Annotated in this window: 17 protein-coding genes; 8 read left to right on the forward strand and 9 right to left on the reverse strand. The window is 37.5% G+C overall.

What is annotated here, in order from left to right; all coding sequences use genetic code 11:
- Window positions 1-22 precede the first annotated feature (22 nt).
- Complete coding sequence (locus A6B43_RS00785; RefSeq protein ID WP_124210694.1) at window positions 23-1,243, reverse strand: IscS subfamily cysteine desulfurase; 1,221 nt, start codon at window positions 1,241-1,243, stop codon at window positions 23-25.
- A 49-nt stretch (window positions 1,244-1,292) separates the two neighbouring features.
- Entirely contained in the window at window positions 1,293-1,739 is a 447-nt protein-coding gene (locus tag A6B43_RS00790; protein WP_124210695.1) for an Rrf2 family transcriptional regulator, read from the reverse strand.
- A gap of 447 nt (window positions 1,740-2,186) precedes the next feature.
- On the opposite strand from A6B43_RS00790, the gene A6B43_RS00795 reads away from it, so the two are divergent.
- From A6B43_RS00795 to A6B43_RS00805, 3 genes are all read left to right on the forward strand, one after another.
- Window positions 2,187-3,617 carry an outer membrane protein transport protein gene (locus tag A6B43_RS00795; RefSeq protein WP_124210696.1) on the forward strand — a complete coding sequence of 477 codons (1,431 nt, stop codon included), beginning with the start codon at window positions 2,187-2,189 and terminating at the stop codon, window positions 3,615-3,617.
- A gap of 82 nt (window positions 3,618-3,699) precedes the next feature.
- On the forward strand, window positions 3,700-4,251 hold the full coding sequence (locus tag A6B43_RS00800; protein WP_124210697.1) for a methylated-DNA--[protein]-cysteine S-methyltransferase: 552 nt from the start codon (window positions 3,700-3,702) through the stop codon (window positions 4,249-4,251).
- Between the two features lie 125 nt (window positions 4,252-4,376).
- The gene (locus tag A6B43_RS00805) at window positions 4,377-5,690 is read left to right on the forward strand and encodes an NCS2 family permease (RefSeq protein ID WP_124210698.1); all 1,314 of its coding nucleotides are present in this window, start codon (window positions 4,377-4,379) and stop codon (window positions 5,688-5,690) included.
- Between the two features lie 86 nt (window positions 5,691-5,776).
- On the opposite strand, the gene A6B43_RS00810 is transcribed toward A6B43_RS00805, so the two are convergent.
- Window positions 5,777-6,937 (reverse strand): 3-phenylpropionate MFS transporter, encoded by a 1,161-nt coding sequence (locus tag A6B43_RS00810; RefSeq protein WP_124210699.1) that lies wholly within the window; start codon window positions 6,935-6,937, stop codon window positions 5,777-5,779.
- A complete protein-coding gene (proC, locus tag A6B43_RS00815) occupies window positions 6,934-7,752 on the reverse strand; it encodes a pyrroline-5-carboxylate reductase (protein ID WP_124210700.1) in 819 nt (272 codons plus the stop codon). Before proC ends, A6B43_RS00810 begins: the two co-directional genes overlap by 4 nt.
- Window positions 7,753-7,873: 121 nt before the next feature.
- On the opposite strand from proC, the gene rdgC reads away from it, so the two are divergent.
- The 3 genes from rdgC to A6B43_RS00830 are packed head-to-tail and all read left to right on the forward strand — an operon-like array spanning window position 7,874 to window position 10,589.
- Window positions 7,874-8,785 (forward strand): recombination-associated protein RdgC, encoded by a 912-nt coding sequence (gene rdgC, locus A6B43_RS00820; RefSeq protein WP_124210701.1) that lies wholly within the window; start codon window positions 7,874-7,876, stop codon window positions 8,783-8,785.
- A gap of 26 nt (window positions 8,786-8,811) precedes the next feature.
- Window positions 8,812-10,047, forward strand: coding sequence for a multifunctional CCA addition/repair protein (locus A6B43_RS00825; protein ID WP_124211026.1), 1,236 nt, complete (start codon window positions 8,812-8,814; stop codon window positions 10,045-10,047).
- Window positions 10,047-10,589, forward strand: coding sequence for a DUF924 family protein (locus A6B43_RS00830; protein ID WP_124210702.1), 543 nt, complete (start codon window positions 10,047-10,049; stop codon window positions 10,587-10,589). The genes A6B43_RS00825 and A6B43_RS00830 overlap by 1 nt, the downstream gene beginning before the upstream one ends.
- Before the next feature lie 100 nt (window positions 10,590-10,689).
- Here A6B43_RS00830 and msrB read toward each other — a convergent pair whose 3' ends face one another.
- Window positions 10,690-11,082: a peptide-methionine (R)-S-oxide reductase MsrB gene (gene msrB / locus A6B43_RS00835; RefSeq protein WP_418902969.1), complete on the reverse strand. Its 393-nt coding sequence runs from the start codon at window positions 11,080-11,082 to the stop codon at window positions 10,690-10,692.
- A 280-nt stretch (window positions 11,083-11,362) separates the two neighbouring features.
- Between msrB and gyrA the strand changes: the two genes are divergently transcribed.
- The gene (gene gyrA, locus A6B43_RS00840) at window positions 11,363-14,023 is read left to right on the forward strand and encodes a DNA topoisomerase (ATP-hydrolyzing) subunit A (RefSeq protein WP_124210704.1); all 2,661 of its coding nucleotides are present in this window, start codon (window positions 11,363-11,365) and stop codon (window positions 14,021-14,023) included.
- A gap of 367 nt (window positions 14,024-14,390) precedes the next feature.
- Here gyrA and A6B43_RS00845 read toward each other — a convergent pair whose 3' ends face one another.
- The 4 genes from A6B43_RS00845 to corC form a co-directional block, all read right to left on the reverse strand.
- The gene (locus A6B43_RS00845; RefSeq protein WP_124210705.1) at window positions 14,391-14,990 is read right to left on the reverse strand and encodes a sigma-E factor negative regulatory protein; all 600 of its coding nucleotides are present in this window, start codon (window positions 14,988-14,990) and stop codon (window positions 14,391-14,393) included.
- A 35-nt stretch (window positions 14,991-15,025) separates the two neighbouring features.
- Window positions 15,026-15,604, reverse strand: coding sequence for an RNA polymerase sigma factor RpoE (rpoE, locus tag A6B43_RS00850; RefSeq protein ID WP_124210706.1), 579 nt, complete (start codon window positions 15,602-15,604; stop codon window positions 15,026-15,028).
- A 122-nt stretch (window positions 15,605-15,726) separates the two neighbouring features.
- A complete protein-coding gene (lnt, locus tag A6B43_RS00855; protein ID WP_124210707.1) occupies window positions 15,727-17,271 on the reverse strand; it encodes an apolipoprotein N-acyltransferase in 1,545 nt (514 codons plus the stop codon).
- Complete coding sequence (gene corC / locus A6B43_RS00860; protein WP_124210708.1) at window positions 17,271-18,167, reverse strand: CNNM family magnesium/cobalt transport protein CorC; 897 nt, start codon at window positions 18,165-18,167, stop codon at window positions 17,271-17,273. The genes lnt and corC overlap by 1 nt, the downstream gene beginning before the upstream one ends.
- 152 nt (window positions 18,168-18,319) lie before the next feature.
- Between corC and A6B43_RS00865 the strand changes: the two genes are divergently transcribed.
- The gene (locus A6B43_RS00865; RefSeq protein WP_124210709.1) at window positions 18,320-18,961 is read left to right on the forward strand and encodes a curli polymerization inhibitor CsgI-related protein; all 642 of its coding nucleotides are present in this window, start codon (window positions 18,320-18,322) and stop codon (window positions 18,959-18,961) included.
- Window positions 18,962-19,005: the final 44 nt, after the last annotated feature.

Here is a 19,005-nt window from a genome sequence, read left to right on the forward strand (position 1 = left end):
CCAATGTACATTCACTGATTGATTAATGATGATTCCACTCGATTGCATCTAAATCAACGCCATCTTTGAACATTTCCCAAAGTGGTGAAAGTTCACGTAATTTTTCAACCGCTTTTTTCACAATTTCAATCGTATGATCAATTTCTTCTTCGGTCGTCCAACGACCTAATGAAAAACGAATTGAGCTATGAGCTAATTCATCATTACGACCAATTGAACGTAGTACATAAGATGGCTCTAAACTTGCAGAAGTACAAGCAGAACCTGATGATACCGCAATATCACGTAATGACATCATCATAGACTCACCTTCAACAAAGTTAAAACTAATGTTTAAATTGTTATCTACACGTTTACCTTCTTCCATCGTACCATTTACATATACTTCTTCCATATCTTTGAAGCCATTATACAAACGATCACGCAACGTTTTAATACGAGCCATTTCACTTGCCATCTCTTCTTTAGCAATACGATAGGCTTCACCCATACCCACAATTTGATGAACAGGTAATGTACCTGAACGCATACCACGCTCATGACCACCACCGTGAATAATCGCTTCTAAACGTACACGTGGTTTACGACATACATATAAACCACCAATACCTTTTGGTCCGTATAATTTATGGCTTGAGAAAGACATTAAATCCACATTTAATTCGTGAACATTTACAGGCACTTTACCGACTGATTGAGTTGCATCAACGTGGAAAATAATTTTTTTGCTACGGCAGATTTTACCAATTTCCGCAATAGGTTGGATAACACCAATTTCGTTATTAACGTGCATAACTGATACTAAAATCGTATCTGGACGGATAGCAGCTTCAAATTTTGCTAAATCAATTAAGCCATTATCTTCTGGTTCTAAATAAGTAATTTCAAACCCTTCACGCTCTAATTGACGGCAAGTATCTAAAACAGCTTTATGCTCAGTCTTAACGGTAATAATATGTTTACCTTTAGTTTGATAAAAATGTGCAGCCCCTTTAATTGCAAGGTTATCAGACTCTGTTGCACCTGACGTAAATACGATTTCACGAGCGTCTGCACCGATTAATTCTGCAATTTGGTTACGAGCAATATCAACTGCTTCTTCTGCTTCCCAACCAAATTTATGTGAACGAGAAGCTGGATTACCAAAGATACCGTCCTTAGTCATATAATCCATCATTTTTTTTGCAACACGCTCATCAACTGGGCAAGTTGCTGCATAATCCAAATAAATTGGTAATTTCATTGTTACTCCTAAAATTAAGGCAAATAATTAACGCAAAATGCGTTTTAATTTAGTGTTGGTGATCGTGACAATGGGATTTATCACAATCATGATCACGATGCTCTTCAACTAAATCTGCTAACGTGATGTTATGTAAAAAACCTTCTATTTGTGTTTCTAATCGTTCCCATAACGAATGAGTCAAACACTGACTATTATTTGTGCAATTCCCACTTCCCTTGCACTTAGAAAGATCCACACTTTCATTTACAGCAGAAACAATCATTCCCACGGTAATTTCATCTACGGCTTTGCCTAATTGATAACCACCGCCGGGACCTCTGACACTTTGAACAATACCTTCTCTACGTAATTGTGCAAAAAGTTGCTCTAAATAAGAGAGAGAAATTGCTTGACGCTCAGAAATATCCATTAAACTAACAGGTAAAGATTTACCGTGTAAGGCAATGTCTAGAATTGCTGTAACTGCATAGCGTCCTCTTGACGTTAATTTCATACCCCAACCTTTGCTAAAAATATGCTGGTTAAAAATGCCAAACCTGACTACTAAAAAAGTATAATGAATTTTGCTGTACCCGACTAATTCAGTCAAGTATTTTCCAACTATTTTCAAAAGGTTTAACAAATAAATAAGATAGTTTTTATCGTCAAAAACTATCTTATTAAAAATAGTTCTCATCTAAATCTAACATAAATGCGTATTATTTAATTAAAAAATAGCTTATATGAAATATATCGTTGTCTATTGTACTCCCCTTAAACACTAACCGCAAACCTCGCTTACATTTGGTTATCGAACTGGTCGGAACACTTTAAATTTCATTGCACCAATGGAGTTTGGTTCGTAAAATCTTTACTTATGTTTGCTAATAATTCATTCGGCAGTACAAAACTTACAATAATCTGACCGCTTGCTTCCCTATTATTTATTAAGGATTATCTTATGACAAAATTTACTAAAACGCTAATTGCATCTATAGTTACCTTCTCATCTGCTGGTAGTTTTGCCGCTGCCTTCCAGCTTGCTGAAAATTCAACATCTGGTTTAGGTATGGCATTTGCAGGCGCTGCTGCCACTGCTGATGATGCAACCGTTGTCGCAACAAATCCAGCCTTAATGACAAAATTTAAACAAGTTGAAATCTCAGCAGGCGGTATTTTAGTTGATACTGATATTGATATTGATGGTAAATTAAAAAATGGTATTGATGCTTCACAAAAAAATATCGTGCCAAATATCATTATCCCTAATGCATACATTGTTGCGCCTGTAAATGATCGCTTTGTCATCGGTGGAGGCGTTAATGTAAATTATGGATTAAAATCTGAATTCTCCCCAAATTATAGTGCGGGCTTTTTTGGTGGAAGAACTGAGCTTTCTGCTGTCAATCTTAATTTAAGTGGGGCTTATAATTTAGGATACGGTTTCAGCATTGGTGCTGGAATAGATGCCGTTCACGCTAAAGCTACATTAGAGCGTCGCTTAGGTTTAATTGGTAAAGGTGCAGCTCTTCAAGCCCAACAAAAAGCATTACAAGCCAAAGCTGCTGCACAAGAAGCTGGTTTAGCTGCTCAAAAATTAGCGGCTAACGGTCAATTAACTCAAGCTAAAGCAGCGGGTGAAAAAGCCCAACAATTAGCTCAATTAGCGACACAAGCGGGTAATTTAGCTCGTACTTATGCCTCATTAGAAGAAAGTGAAATGCTTCATAAACTCAAAGGTGATAAATGGGCATTTGGCTGGAATGCAGGCTTACTCTATGAAATCAATGAAAATCACCGTTTAGGCTTTGCTTACCATTCACAAATCAAACTGAATTTCAATGGTAAATATTCAAACACTTTACCAATCACAATCCCTGGTGTTGTTGATACCATTACAGGTGGTGCATCTATTCCAGGTCAATTATCCCTAATTCTTCCTGCTTACTGGGAAATTTCTGGTTATCATAAACTGACTGATAAATTTGCCGTAAATTATAGTTATAAACGTACCGATTGGAGTAAATTCAAAAGTTTAAATGCTTATGGCTCAGATAATAACCCACTCTTTGCTAAACACGAAAACTTTAATGATGCTTCACGCATTGCTATTGGTGCTTCATACGATGTTAATGAAAAGCTAACATTGCGTTCAGGTATCTCTTTTGATGAAAGTGCAAGTACTGTCAGCCCATCTATTTCTATCCCAGATACAGATCGTACCTGGTATTCTGTGGGAGCAACTGTACGTTTTACCCAAAATTTCTCTGCTGATTTAGGTTATTCACATCTTCGAGGTAGCAAAAATACGTTTAACGAAGACGGATTAGCCGAATTTAAAGTCAAATCAAAAGCAAACCTTTATGGTTTAAATTTAAATTATAAATTCTAAGGCTTAACTTTATAAAAAAGGCGTGTAAACTTCCATTTATACGCCTTTTTTATTTCTAATTTACTTCTAAGGAATACAACTAATGTCAAATATTTACTATCATTTTTATTCATCGCCTATCGGAAAACTACTATGTATCGCCGATCTAACAGGGCTAATAGGCATTGAATTTGAACCAGAACAAGCCACAACTGATTTAAAAGATTGGCAAAAAGCCGAAATAACAAGCGGTCAGATTTGGCAAATTTTTTGCAAAACAGCCGATGTATTAGACCGCTATTTTGCGGGTGAACAAATTGATTTTAAAACATTAGATTTCCTTACGCCAAAAGGAACTGCTTTTCAACATTCAGTCTGGGCAATTCTCCGCCAAATTCCCTACGGTGCAACAACTAGCTATGGTGAAATCGCTAGCCAACTCGGTAAACCTAATGCAATGCGAGCTGTTGGTAATGCGGTAGGTCGTAACCCTATTTCAATTTTAATTCCCTGTCATCGAGTACTGGGAAAAAATCAAACATTAACTGGCTTTGGAGGCGGTTTACCCGCTAAACGTTTTTTACTCCAACTTGAAAAAATCCATTACAAAAACCAAGGCATTGAATTTGTGAACCCTAAATATAAAAAATGGTAATACGGAGGCTTAAATTCCCCCTACACTAATGTGAAAAACAATTACGCAAACGTTTGCTTATCATCATTGACTTCGATACAATTTCTATTCTCACATCACCTATAACTTATCTGAGGTTTTTGATAATGGCTCTATCCGCTTTCTTTCAAATCAAACAGCGTAACTCAACAATTAAACAAGAAATCATTGCTGGTTTAACCACTTTTCTTGCAATGGTCTATTCCGTGATTGTTGTCCCTAATATGCTCAGCACCGCAGGTTTTCCCTCTGATTCTGTTTTTATCGCTACCTGTTTAGTTGCAGGGCTTGGCTCTATACTCATTGGTCTTTGGGCAAACGTTCCAATGGCAATCGGTTGTGCTATTTCTTTAACAGCGTTTACCGCATTTAGCCTAGTATTGGGACAAGGAATTAGTATTCCTATTGCACTCGGAGCAATCTTCTTAATGGGTATTGTTTTTACTCTTGTTTCTATCACAGGAATTCGTAGCTGGATTTTACGCAACTTACCAGCCAGCATTGCTCACGGAGCGGGTATTGGAATCGGTTTATTTTTACTGCTTATTGCAACAAATGGAATTGGATTAGTTGTGGGGAATTCATCTGGAATACCAATAAAAATGGGGGAATTTATCTCTTTTCCCACCATAATGTCGCTACTTGGTTTAGCCGCTATTATCGGGTTAGAACGGCTAAAAATAAAAGGCTCTATTTTATGGGTTATTATTACAATCACCTTATTAGGCTTAACTTTTGATCCCCAAGTAACCTTTAATGGCTCTTTATTTAAGTTACCAACTTTTGGTGAGCATTCCCAATTCTTAAATTTAGATATTATGGGAGCATTAAATACGTCCATATTACCCGTTGTCTTTGCTTTAGTAATGACTGCAATTTTTGATGCCACAGGGACAATTCGTGCCGTTGCTGGACAAGCAAATTTACTCGATCAACACGGGCAAATTATCAATGGCGGACGGGCTTTAACTTCTGATTCTTTAAGTAGCTTACTTTCAGGATTATTCGGCACTGCACCTGCAGCAGTTTATATAGAATCCGCAGCAGGTACAGCCGTTGGAGGTAAAACGGGCTTAACTGCTGTGGTAGTTGGAGCACTGTTTCTCCTTATGCTCTTTTTCCAACCACTTGCTTTCCTTGTACCGAATTATGCCACTGCACCAGCACTAATGTATGTTGGGTTATTGATGTTGAGCAATGTCTCTAAATTAGATTTTAATGATTTTGTTGGTGCAATGGCAGGGCTAGTTTGTGCAGTCTTTATTGTGCTTACTGCAAATATCGTAACAGGCATTATGTTAGGTTTTGCAGTGCTTGTTATTGGACGTATTCTTGCGGGTGAATTTAGAAAATTAAATATCGGTACAGTCATTATTGCCATCGTTCTTGTTGCATTCTATGCTTTAGGCTATGCGATTTAACGAATCATTTCTATAGCTTTCATTTTAAATTTATACGAAACAAAAAAGCGGTGGAAACCCACCGCTTGTCTATCACTACGTCCATATTATTCAATTCTACTTTCAAACCGTTTTGGCACAATAAATAGTGCGGGGAAAGCTAAAATTGCCATAAGACCAAAACTCCAAACTGGTGAGAATTGGTACAATTGTCCAGCCATAAACGTAAACAATGCCATTACCACACAACTTGCTATGCTAAAATAAAGGGCTTGTAATTTAGCTGTATAAGCAACGGGCTGTGTTGCAATATAACGAATCATTGCATAATGCCCCATTCCATAAGAAATGGCATGTAGTAATTGAGCCAAAACTAAAATTATAAAAGAGTTAGTTGATGCCAATAAAGACCATCGAATAACTGCACCTAGCGCAGATAACATAATTAAATAGTGAGTACGCCACGCCTTGCACAATTTATTAGCAAAAAAGAAAAAGGTAATTTCACCCGCAACTGCTACAGCCCATAATAAACTGGTATTTTCTGTTGAGATGCCATTACTTGTCCAATAAAGTGTGCTATAAGCATAATAAACAGCGTGAGAGGCTTGAATAAGAGAAATTGCAACTAACATTCTCAATGTAGTAAGCACACGCAATAACTGCCAATAGCCCATTTCATCACGATTATTATTCAACGGCTTTTCGACATACTTAAATTTTTGTGTTGGGCTAAATAAAATACCTGTGCCAAGAAAAACAAGCCATCCCATTAAAATACCGATAATCGCATTTTGCCCGAGCCAACCAACTAAATACCCCGTTGAAATAGAACCAACAACAAAGGCAATAGAACCAAATAACCGTGTTCTGCCATAATCCAAACCAATTTGTTGATGCCAAGTTGCTGCAATGGTATCCGCTATTGGCATTGATCCACCATTAAAGATATGGAAAAGGGCAATCACGGGTAAAAACAGCCAAATCGAAGGAACAGCCCACATCATCAACAAAACCGCCCCCACTGTTGCCCACGTTAAAAAACGGTTTAATGGAATGAGTTGATTAGGGTTATTTACTCGGCGAGAAAAAAACATTGCTCCTACAAAACGAAATAAATAGCCCAATGCAATCAATAGCCCAATTTGTTCGGTATCATATCCGTGATACTTCAACCAAACAGGCAGGAATGGCAACAACACCCCAAAAGCACAATAAAAGCCGAAAAAATTAAATGATGACCATTGAAAAGGGGTTAATTTCATCATAATGACTGTTCCATCTCTTTTGCTCGTTGTATTACCGCATACATTGCCTCATCAACAACTTTATCTAGCTGATAATGATCGAAAACTGCCAATGCCTGTGCGGTTGTTCCTCCTTTGGAGGTAACATTTTCTCTCAATGTTGCTAACGATACATTAGGATTTGCCACAACCATTTGTGTTGCCCCTGCTGCTACATTTTGTACTAAAAAGCGAGCATCTTTTTCACTCAACCCCATTTTTATTGCTGTTTGCTGCATTGCTTCCATAAATTTAAAAAAATAAGCAGGGCTACTACCTGTTATCGCAATAATGGCATTCATTCTTTCTTCGGTATCCACCCAATAACATTCACCCACAAAAGTCATCAAGCTTTCAATAAACTCACAAGCGGTTCGATCCACCGATTTTTTTGCAAATAATCCTGAAATTCCCTGTCCAATCAATGAAGGCGTATTAGGCATTGCCCGTATAATATTTTTTGCACTCGGCAACAACTGTTCTAAACGTGTAACCGAAATACCTGCTGCGACAGATAGCACCCATTTTTTGCTCAAATCAATATCACTAAATTCTGCACACACTTCTGCCATTAGTTGTGGCTTAACTGCTAAAATAATTAAATCAGCTTGTTCCACCGCTTCACGCTGACTAAGATCAACAATGATTCCCATTGAACCTAATTGTTCACGGCGAATTTGGTTACTTTTATTATTCGCACTGATTAAATTGGTAGGATACCCACTTTTAACCAAACCAGAAATAATTGCAAATGCCATATTTCCTGCTCCAATAAAGGCGATTTTTTTATGTTGCATAGTTTCTCCCAATCATTTAACGTTTAAATTACGATAATATCTTACAGATTACACGACTTTAGCCCTCGGCATAAATAGCGTAAAATATACCCTATTCTACGCCATCAAAAAGGATTACCCAATGTTTTGGTTCAAAAATATAATGATCTACCGTTTAACTACGCCACTTAATTTATCCAGTAGCGAATTTGAACAACAATTAGTACAAAATAAATTTACCCCTTGCCAACAAGGTGATCTCAGTAAATTTGGCTGGTCTAACCCACTCACTAGCAGTGATTTGCACCATTTTACCCTCGGACAACAATTTCTATTAGTTTCCCATAAAGAAGAAAAAATACTACCTGCGCCCGTCATCAAAAAAGAGACTGACTCCCGCATTGAACTTTTAGAACAAAAAGAGCAACGAAAATTACGTAAAACAGAAAAACAGGCAATTAAAGATGAAGTGGTTGCAACCCTACTTCCCCGAGCATTTAGCAAACACCAATTTACTGCTCTTTGGCTCGATCTTGAAAATCAGTTAATCTATATTGATACCAGCTCCAGCAAACGAGCAGAAGATGCCCTAGCTTTATTACGTAAAACACTTGGCTCATTACCTGTTGTGCCAGTTTCCTTTGCAAAACCACCGTTTGAAGCGATGACACAATGGTTAAATGGCAATCAAATACCGCACTGGCTTACCCTATTAGAAGAGGCTGAACTTAAATCTTTTGAAACAGATAGCATTATTCGCTGTAAACGCCAAGATTTAGAAAGTGATGAAATTACTACCCACTTAGACGCTGGAAAAGTAGTGACTAAATTAGCATTGGATTGGGAAAATCACTTTTCTTTTATTTTAAACGAAGACGGAACGCTCTCTCGCTTAAAATTTGCCGATGATATTCGTGAAAAAAATGACGATATTCTCAAAGAAGATATTGCCCAACGATTTGATGCCGACTTTCTACTAATGATCGAAGAATTAAAGCTATTCACTGAAAAATTAAGTGAAGAGTTAGGTGGATTTAAAGAGAGAATTGCATAATGAATAACAACACAGCCTTCCCCAAAATAGAAGTTTATTTAGTGGGCGGTGCAGTTCGAGATAAACTACTCGGACTTCCCGTGAAAGATCAAGATTGGCTAGTCGTTGGCTCAACTCCCCAAGCAATGCTGGCTCAAGGCTATCAACAGGTTGGAAGCGATTTTCCTGTTTTTCTTCACCCAGAAACAAAAGCAGAATATGCGTTGGCTCGTACGGAACGTAAACAAGGATCTGGTTATAACGGATTTATTTGTGAATTTTCACCCGATGTTACCCTAGAACAAGATTTACGTCGCCGTGATCTTACCATCAATGCTCTCGCTCAAAGCCAAGACGGGAAAATTCACGATTTTTATGGCGGACAAGCAGATATCGACCAACGACTTTTACGCCATATTTCTCCTGCATTTAGCGAAGATCCGTTAAGAGTATTGAGAGTCGCTCGCTTTGCCGCTCGTTTTCATACGCTTGGCTTTCATATTGCTCCTGAGACCGTAAAATTGATGCAGGAAATGACCGCTTGTGGAGAACTGAAACATCTCACCGCTGAACGGGTTTGGTTGGAGACACAAAAAGCCTTTGCAACTGATTCCCCCCATATCTATTTCCAAGTATTACGCAACGTTGGTGCATTACAAGTACTTTTTCCCGAAATTGATGCGCTTTTTGGCATACCTCAGCCAGCAAAGCATCACCCTGAAATTGATTCGGGATTGCATACCCTAATGGTTGTGGAGCAAGCCAAAAAATTAGCACCACAAGCGAGTGATCCTGAAAGTTTATTGTTTGCGGCGTTATGTCATGATCTTGGAAAAGCCTTAACACCAACAGATATTTTACCTCATCATTATGGACACGAACAAAAAGGTATTCACCCTACGGAAATGTTAGCCCAGCGACTAAAAGTACCTTCTCATACTAAAGAATTTGCAAAATTAGTTACAGAATTTCATACCCATTGTCATAGAATTACCGAGCTACGCCCAGAAACTGTCATTAAATTATTTGATAAACTAGATGTTTGGCGTAAGCCTGAACGCTTCTTTGATTTTTTACTTGCCTGCGAAGCCGATGCCAAAGGACGTTTAGGTTTTGAACATTGCTTATATCCACAAGCAGATTATGCAAAAAACTTGTATCGTATTGCTCGCAATATTCAAGTACAAGATATTATTCACGACGGCTTTACAGGCGCTGCCATACGCAAAGAGCTAACAAAACGCCGCCAATCTGCTATCACACAATTTAAACAGGAACAATAATGATTAGCCCACAAGATATTATCCACTTTTGGTTTGAAGAACTGACAAATAAAGACTGGTTTGGAAAAAGTGATGAATTAGATAATTTAATTCATAAACGTTTTGAAAACTTAGCAGAATCTGCAGCGAAAGGGGAATTAGTTGATTGGAGAAAAACAATTGAAGGACGTTTAGCTGAAATCATCGTACTTGACCAATTTTCACGCAATTTATGGCGAGATACGCCTCGTGCTTTTGCTCAAGATCCTATAGCACTTGCCCTCGCCCAAGAAGCCTTGAAACAGCCTGAGTATGAAAGCCTACCACTTATCAAACGCAAATTTTTACTTATGCCGTATATGCACTCGGAATCGGCTAAAATTCACGCCCAAGCAGTAGAATTATTCAGTACATTAGAAGATGATTACACCTTTGATTATGAAATTCGTCATAAAGAAATTATTGATCGTTTTGGGCGATATCCTCACCGTAACGCTATTTTAAACCGCACATCAACCCCAGAAGAAATTGAATTTTTAGCTCAACCTAATTCAAGTTTCTAACAACAAGCGGTTAATTTAGCTTATTTTTTGCAGTGAAATACATAAAATGCCTTTAATACTTGATCTCGTTATAAAGGCATTTTATGTAACAGCTGTCTATCTATCCGTCAATCTCTTCGCCCGTTTCGTCCCATTTAAAATTTAATGCGACTGAATTGAGACAAAAACGTAAGCCCGTTGGTGGAGGTCCATCTGGAAAAACGTGCCCCATATGTGCATCACAATGCCCACAACGAATTTCAGTACGGTGTCGTCCTAAACTATAATCATCTAAATAGCGTAACGAATTTTCTGAAATCGTTTGATAAAAACTCGGCCAACCACAACCCGCATCAAATTTCGTATCGGAACGAAATAACGGGTTATGACAACGTACACAACGGTAAGTACCAATACGATGTTCATCTAAAAATTTCCCTGTAAAGGGATATTCGGTTCCGCTATTTAAGCAAATTTCACGTTGCCTTTCGGTTAGCTCTTCAATTTTTTTCACTTTCTCTCCCATTATATCAACCACAATCACATAGATTATTACAGTACAAGCGGTTAAATTCTATGATTTTTTGCTTATTTAGAGTCGTTTTACTATTTTAAGCTAGCCTTTCGAATAAACCCAACGAAAAATCAAACGCCAAGTGATTTGCAAAATGATCAGTAAAACAGACCGCTTGTTTTGATAAATTCCCCCGAAGTTAAGCCTTTTATGCTATACTCACTCTATATTTTCTCCCGAAAAAAAGCGGGAATTTTGCCAACGTGATTAGGAAATTTCAATGAGCGAATTAGCCAAAGATATTACCCCCATCAGTATTGAAGAAGAACTGAAGACTTCTTATCTCGACTATGCAATGTCAGTTATTGTAGGACGTGCCTTGCCTGATGTTCGTGATGGGTTAAAACCTGTCCACCGCCGTGTGTTATTCTCAATGGATCAAAGCGGAAATACTTCAAATAAGCCTTATGTCAAATCTGCTCGTGTTGTCGGTGATGTAATTGGTAAATATCACCCCCACGGTGATGCTGCCGTTTATGACACTATCGTGCGTATGGCACAGCCATTTTCGCTACGCTATATGTTAGTTGATGGGCAAGGAAACTTTGGTTCAATTGATGGCGATGCTCCAGCAGCAATGCGTTATACCGAAGTTAGAATGCGGAAAATCACGCAGGAATTACTCACAGATTTAGATAAAGAAACCGTTGATTTCTCGCCAAACTATGATGGCAAAGAGATGATCCCAGACGTACTTCCAACTAAAATTCCTGCCTTGCTTGTCAATGGCTCATCAGGTATTGCCGTTGGTATGGCAACGAACATCCCTCCACATAATTTAAATGAAGTATTAGATGGCTGCTTGGCATATATTGAAAACGATCAAATCACGATTGATGAACTTATGCATTATATTCCCGGCCCTGATTTCCCCACTGCCGCTATAATCAATGGGCGTAAAGGTATTGAAGATGCTTACCGAACAGGGCGTGGCAAAGTTTATGTACGTGCTAAAGCCAGTGTAGAAACAAAAGCAAACGGACGTGAGCAAATTATTGTTACGGAAATTCCTTATCAGGTAAATAAAGCTCGTTTAATTGAGAAAATTGCAGAATTAGTTAAAGATAAAAAAATTGAAGGTATTAGTGAATTGCGTGATGAGTCTGATAAAGACGGGCTACGCATTGTCATTGAACTAAAACGTGATGCCGTTGGCGAAGTGGTACTAAATAACCTGTACTCACTTACCCAAATGCAAGTTACTTTTGGGATCAATATGGTTGCACTTGATCACGGCCAGCCCAAATTGCTCAATTTAAAACAAGTGATTAAAGCATTTGTGTTACACCGCCGTGAAGTTGTTACTCGCCGTACTATTTTTGAATTAAGAAAAGCACGAGAACGTGCTCATATTTTAGAAGGTTTAGCCATTGCGTTAGCCAATATTGATCCAGTTATTGAGCTAATCCGTCAATCAAAAACTGCCGATGAAGCTCGTGAAGGTTTACTCGCTCGTGCGTGGGCATTAGGCAATGTTGCACCAATGCTTGAAGCAGCAGGGGTTGATACAGCACGACCTGATGAGCTGCCTGCTGAGTGTGGCGTGCATAACAATGAATATTATTTATCGGAAGCACAAGCTCGAGCTATTTTGGAGCTTCGCTTACATCGCTTAACGGGTTTAGAACACGAAAAAATCTTATCAGAATATCAAGAAATTTTAGTTACCATTGGTGGGCTTTTATATATTTTAAACGATCCTGACCGCTTGATGGCAGTAATTCGTGAAGAATTAGAAAAAGTGAAAGCCGAATTTGGTGATGAACGCCGAACTGAAATTACATCAGCATCAGGTGATATCAATTTAGAAGATTTAATTGCCCAAGAAGATGTGGTTGTTACCCTTTCTCACTCAGGCTATGTAAAATATCAGCCATTAACTGAATATGAAGCCCAACGCCGTGGTGGTAAAGGTAAATCAGCAACGAAAATGAAAGAGGACGATTTCATTGAGCGCTTATTAGTTGCGAATACCCACGATACGATTTTATGCTTTTCAACCCGTGGTCGATTATATCAGCTAAGAGTATATCAACTACCGCTTGCTAGCCGTGGTGCAAGAGGCACGCCAATTGTGAATATTTTACCGTTAGTTAAGGAAGAAAATGAGCGTATTACCGCTATTCTACCTATACCTAAAGGAGAGTTTTCTGCCGATAAATTTATTTTTATGGCAACCGCAAGCGGTGTTGTGAAAAAAGTCTCGTTAGATGCGTTTAGTAATGTACGATCAAGCGGTCTGATTGCGTTAAAACTTCGTGAAGGTGATGAACTTATTGGGGTTGATATTACCAATGGAGAAAGTGAAATAATGCTATTCTCTGCACAAGGTCGAGTCGTTCGCTTTAGCGAAGCAGGAGTGCGTGGAATGGGGCGTATCGCAACAGGGGTGCGAGGTATGAAACTTGCTACCACTGAAATGCCTGAACAAGTTGAAGATATTGAAGCTGATATTATTGAAACTGAAGAAAATGAAGAAGCTAATATCGATCTTAATACAGACAAAGTTGTTTCATTGGTTATTCCAAATAATGAAGGAGAAATTCTAACAATTACTCAAAATGGTTACGGCAAACGGACTAAATTAGTGGAATATCCTGCAAAATCCCGCAATACCAAAGGCGTTGTATCAATTAAAGTCAATGAACGTAATGGTAAAGTTGTTGCGGCAGTTCAGGTAGAAGATAACGATCAAATTATGCTGATTACCGATGCTGGCACGCTCGTTAGAACTCGGGTGAATGAAGTAAGCCTTGTAGGGCGTAATACCCAAGGGGTGAGAATTATTCGTACCGCTGACAATGAAAAAGTGGTAAGCCTTGAACGTATCTGCGAAATAGAAAATGATGAAGTCGTAGAAAGCGAAACAACGGCTGAATAATCCCCCTCAAAAAACAATACCCATTACACTCAGTAACGTAATGGGTATTTTTATCCAATCTTATTTAATTTTTTCTCTATTTTTGTATATATAATAATGACGCAACTCATACATACCCTAATAAAAGGCAATAAGGCATTTGCAATTAAATGTGATGGTGTAGCCGATGAAAATGAACATTCCACATTAAAAATGTGACGAATAAACAGACAAGTCGTATTAATAACAAATAATATATAAAATAATGTTGTCCAGCTCGTAATTACTTTCTCCCATTCTAAATTATACTCCCCCATATAGTATAAATCCCATTATGCTAAAAAGCATAATGGGATTTTGAAAATTTATCTCAACTATTCATTATATCTTACTGAAGATTAGGCTGTTGATTCTCTTTTACTTCTGATATTGGTTCTTGTTTTGGATTTACTGTTTCTTCAGTTTTTTCAACTGCACGCAGTTGTAACCCATGATTTTGCAACAACGCATTAATTCGATGTTGTTGATACTCTAATTGCTCAGCGGTTGGCTGCTCTTTCTCTGGCACATTATAACTTACCTGCTGAACTGAATTACTAAATGGCAAGGTTTGCAAAACAGGTTGTTCTGTTTGTGCTACTTCATCAGCACTGCCTTGCATAACATTAACACCAATCACAGCAACCAAACAAACAGAAGCAGCAATACCTGCTTGCATTAATGGCGTACTCCATTTTTTCAATTTGAGTAACATACCCCGTTTTTCTGGTTGCGTTACTTGTTCAATCTGTTCATTTTCAAGCAACATTTCCATTTTAGCTGAGAAATCATTCCCTAATAACAATGCTTCATTACGCATTACACTACGAATAGTATGATAATTTCCCCAAGCCTGCTTTAACTCATCACTCTTACACAATGTATCGGTAAACTCTCCATTGATATTATATCCGTCCATATAGGCAGAGAGTGCTTCTTTATGTTGCATAAATTACTCCAATTTTATGATTCTGTATTATAAATTTAATCCTGTTGTATCAATGGATTAATTTTCAAATCTATTGCTTCCCTAGCCCGAAAAATACGTGAACGTACTGTTCCTACAGGACATTGCATAACCTCTGCAATTTCTTCATAGCTCAACCCTTCAATTTCTCGTAAGGTAATAGCACTTTTTAATTCATCGGGTAAACTTTCGATTGTATCAAATACAATACGCCTTAATTCTTCAGATAACATCATATTTTCAGGTGTATCTGTCTCACGTAAATGTATTCCACTATCATAACTTTCAGCATCTTCAGCAAGAATATCTTCTTTCGGCGGTCTTCGACCTAATGCAGTTAAGTGGTTTTTTGCAGTATTTACTGCAATACGGTATAACCATGTATAAAACGCACTTTCCCCACGAAATGATGCTAACGAACGATATGCCTTAATAAAAGATTCTTGTACAATATCAGGAATATCATCTCGGGCGACATAACGAGTAAGCAAACCAGCTACTCTATTTTGATAACGAACGACTAGTAAATTAAATGCTTTTTTATCGCCTTGTTGTGCACGTTCAACCAATGCTTGATCGGTTATCTGTTCACTCATCTATTTGAGTTCTCCTAACTTCTTTAACACGGTATCTTCCTCAATACACGTCTCTTTAGTGTTTAAATTTTTGAAAAAGTTCAGCTTTAATACATAAGAGAATAAATTTCATACAATCATAATTATTTATTATTGAGATCTTTTCTAATTCCCTTCCACGCTATCGCAAAAATACTAATTAGCCAACACAACCCATAAAGTAAGCTACGACCAAATTGTCCATACACTGTTTCACCTTTTGTTGTCAAAATTTGTTCGGTTAGCGTTCCTACTTCAAATTGTGGTAGCATTGAAATAACCTTCCCATCAAAATTAACAAATGCGGTGACACCTGTATTTGTTGCTCTTACCAATGGCTTTCCTAACTCTAAAGCTCTCATTCGTGCCATTTGGAAATGCTGCCAAGGACCACTACTTTCTCCAAACCACGCATCATTTGAAATTGTTAATAAATAATCGGATTGTTGAATTTTCTGGTTCTGCTGTACTTGATCGCCAAAAATAATTTCATAGCAAATCGCTAAATTAAATTTTCTATCATTTACTTTCAGTGCTGGCTGAATAAATGAGCCTTGAGATAAATTAATGGGTAAGATAAAAACTTCTCTTAGCCAATCAAGTAAATGACCAAATGGCACATATTCGCCAAAAGGGACAAGGTGATGTTTATAATAACGGGGAGAATGCTCCGCAGAATATTTCAATGTTTCCCCTAATAATACAGCGCTATTATAAAGCTCTCTCTGATGAGATTGAAACAACGTTCCAATAATAATTTTACTTCCCTTCTCTTTTGCCAATTTATCAAACATACTTAATGGCATTTCAATATTTTCTTCAATGGCAGGAATAGCCGATTCCGGTAAAATCACCACATCACTTTTTCCTAGGCTTTGTTGTAGTAGATCGTAATAACCCATAATTATTGAAGACAAATATTCAGGATTCCATTTAATTTTTTGCTCAATATTGCCTTGAATGAGTGTTATTTTAATTGGTGTTTTATCACTATCAATCTGAACTGATTGGAAATAACGAGTGGTAAAAGCGCCAATTAACACTACAAGACATATAATACAAGCGGTGCGATCACAGTGTTTTTTTGCTAATTGGTAAAATATTTGCACCAAATAACCGCTTACCACGATCACAAAGAACGTTAGCCCTTCCACACCAAATAGCGTAGCCAAATTGAAAAAAGGTGAATCTATTTGTGAATATCCAAATTGCAACCACGGAAAGCCTGTAAAGACAACGCCTCGCAGATATTCTGTTAAGGTAAAAATTGAGGCTAATAACCATGGATTTTTTACCTTAAAACGTTGAGCAAGATAGGTAAAAAGTAACGGGTATAAGGCTAAATAAATCGCTAATGCTAATACAATAAAATAACTGGCAATTTCTGGTACACCACCAAATTGGATCATACTAACGTGAACCCAATTTACCCCAATAGCAAAATAGCTCACTGCCCATAAAAACGTCCCAACTAACGCAATTCTTTTTATTGGAAACGTTGATAACCAAATTAATCCACTCGCAGAGAGAAAAGCAACAATCCAATAATCAAATGGAGAATACGCAAAAATCCCGATTCCCCCTGAAATTAAGGCTATGGTATAACAAACACAAGCGGTGAGATGCGTTGATTTTTTTACATTTTCCATTATTCGCTCATTGTTTCTTTATGCTCTTTTCTTTCCATTCGGCTTAATTGCTCATCACTAAAGGTAACTCGCAATTGAATTAAGCGACGACTATCTGCTGAAGTAATTTTAAACACAACACCATCTAATTCAATTTGCTCGCCTCTAGTTGGTAAATACCCAAAGGCTTGCATCACTAAACCGCCAACGGTATCCACTTCTTCATCATCAAAATGAGTCGCAAATTGCTGGTTAAAACGTTCAATATCGGTTAATGCTAAAACCGCATAGGTATGCCGTGATAGTTGGCGAATAGGTTCAACTTCTGCTTCATCAAACTCATCTTCAATATCACCAACTATCTGCTCTAAAATATCCTCAATTGTAACTAACCCAGAAACAGCCCCAAATTCATCAACTACAATCGCCATATGAAAACGCTCAGAACGAAACTCTTTTAACATTCTATCCACCCGCTTACTCTCTGGGACAATTACGGCGGGACGTAAGATTTCTGCCATTTCAAATGGCTCTGAATCTGAACGGAGATATTTTAATAAATCTTTAGCAAGCAAAATTCCCTCAATGGTATCTTTTCCATCACAAATCACAGGGAAACGAGAATGGGCAGAATCGACAATAATGTCCACACAGGTATCTAACGGTTGGCTTGCGTCAATAAACACAATTTGTGGGCGGGGAATCATAATATCACGCACACGTAATTCGGAAATTTCCATTACCCCTTCAATCATTTCCTTAGTATCACTATCAATCAATTCATTTTCAGCTGAATCTCGAATAACCTCGACCAAATCTTCACGATTTTTGGGCTCTTGCTGAAACACGCCACTAAATAAGGATTTCAGAAAGGATTTTCTTTCTGGCGAATTTATACTCTGCTGATCATCACTCATAATCTACTCAAACACTCCACAAAAATTAAATCTCGCTGAAATTATCACAAAATAGATAAAAAATCGACATCACAACTTATTCGTTGCTTTCTATTTACAAAAATTTAGCATAGGATATACGCAATTACTATGACTATTCTCTGGAGTTATTTATGAAATTAGCAAAAATTGCATTAGCAATTATCCCATTTGCTCTCGCAAATTCTGCATTAGCTGGCACAGTTACCCATTCATCAAATATTGATATCCTTGCCTTTGACGGCCAAAAATTCAAAAAGAAAAGTACAATGCAAATTACTGATGAAAAAACTCATCAAATCGTACTGACTGTATCAAATATTTACCAATCAGGCTCTGACACTGCATTCTTTGAGTCTTCGCCTATCGTGCTAACCTTTAATGGTAGCCAAGAAAATATTCAAATTTCAACTCCAACTTTCCATAACCGTTTTGATATTGAAAAATTTAAAGAAAATCCAACATTTACCGTAAAAACGGTCTCTGGCAAAGAATTATCCTATAAACAGGATTACTTAAAAGGCGAAGGCTTTATGCCAAATGCAAATATTTTAGGCAATCTTACCGCTTACAATTCAGGAGACGGTGCTGCAGCGGTAAAACAATTTGCTACAACAACAATGCCAGCAGTAATGCCATTACAAGTAGGCAATACCGCAAAAGGGAAAGTCGTGGTACAAGGTGAAAATATTGTTGAACAGCAACTCCAATACTGGTTTCAACAAGCAGATAAAGAAACACAAAAACGTTTTTTAGAATGGGCAAAAAAACATTAATCTAATAAAAATATCCACCTTGAAAAATTATCAGGTGGATATTT

The organism is Vespertiliibacter pulmonis (genome assembly GCF_013377275.1).
GTDB classification, from domain to species: domain Bacteria; phylum Pseudomonadota; class Gammaproteobacteria; order Enterobacterales; family Pasteurellaceae; genus Vespertiliibacter; species Vespertiliibacter pulmonis.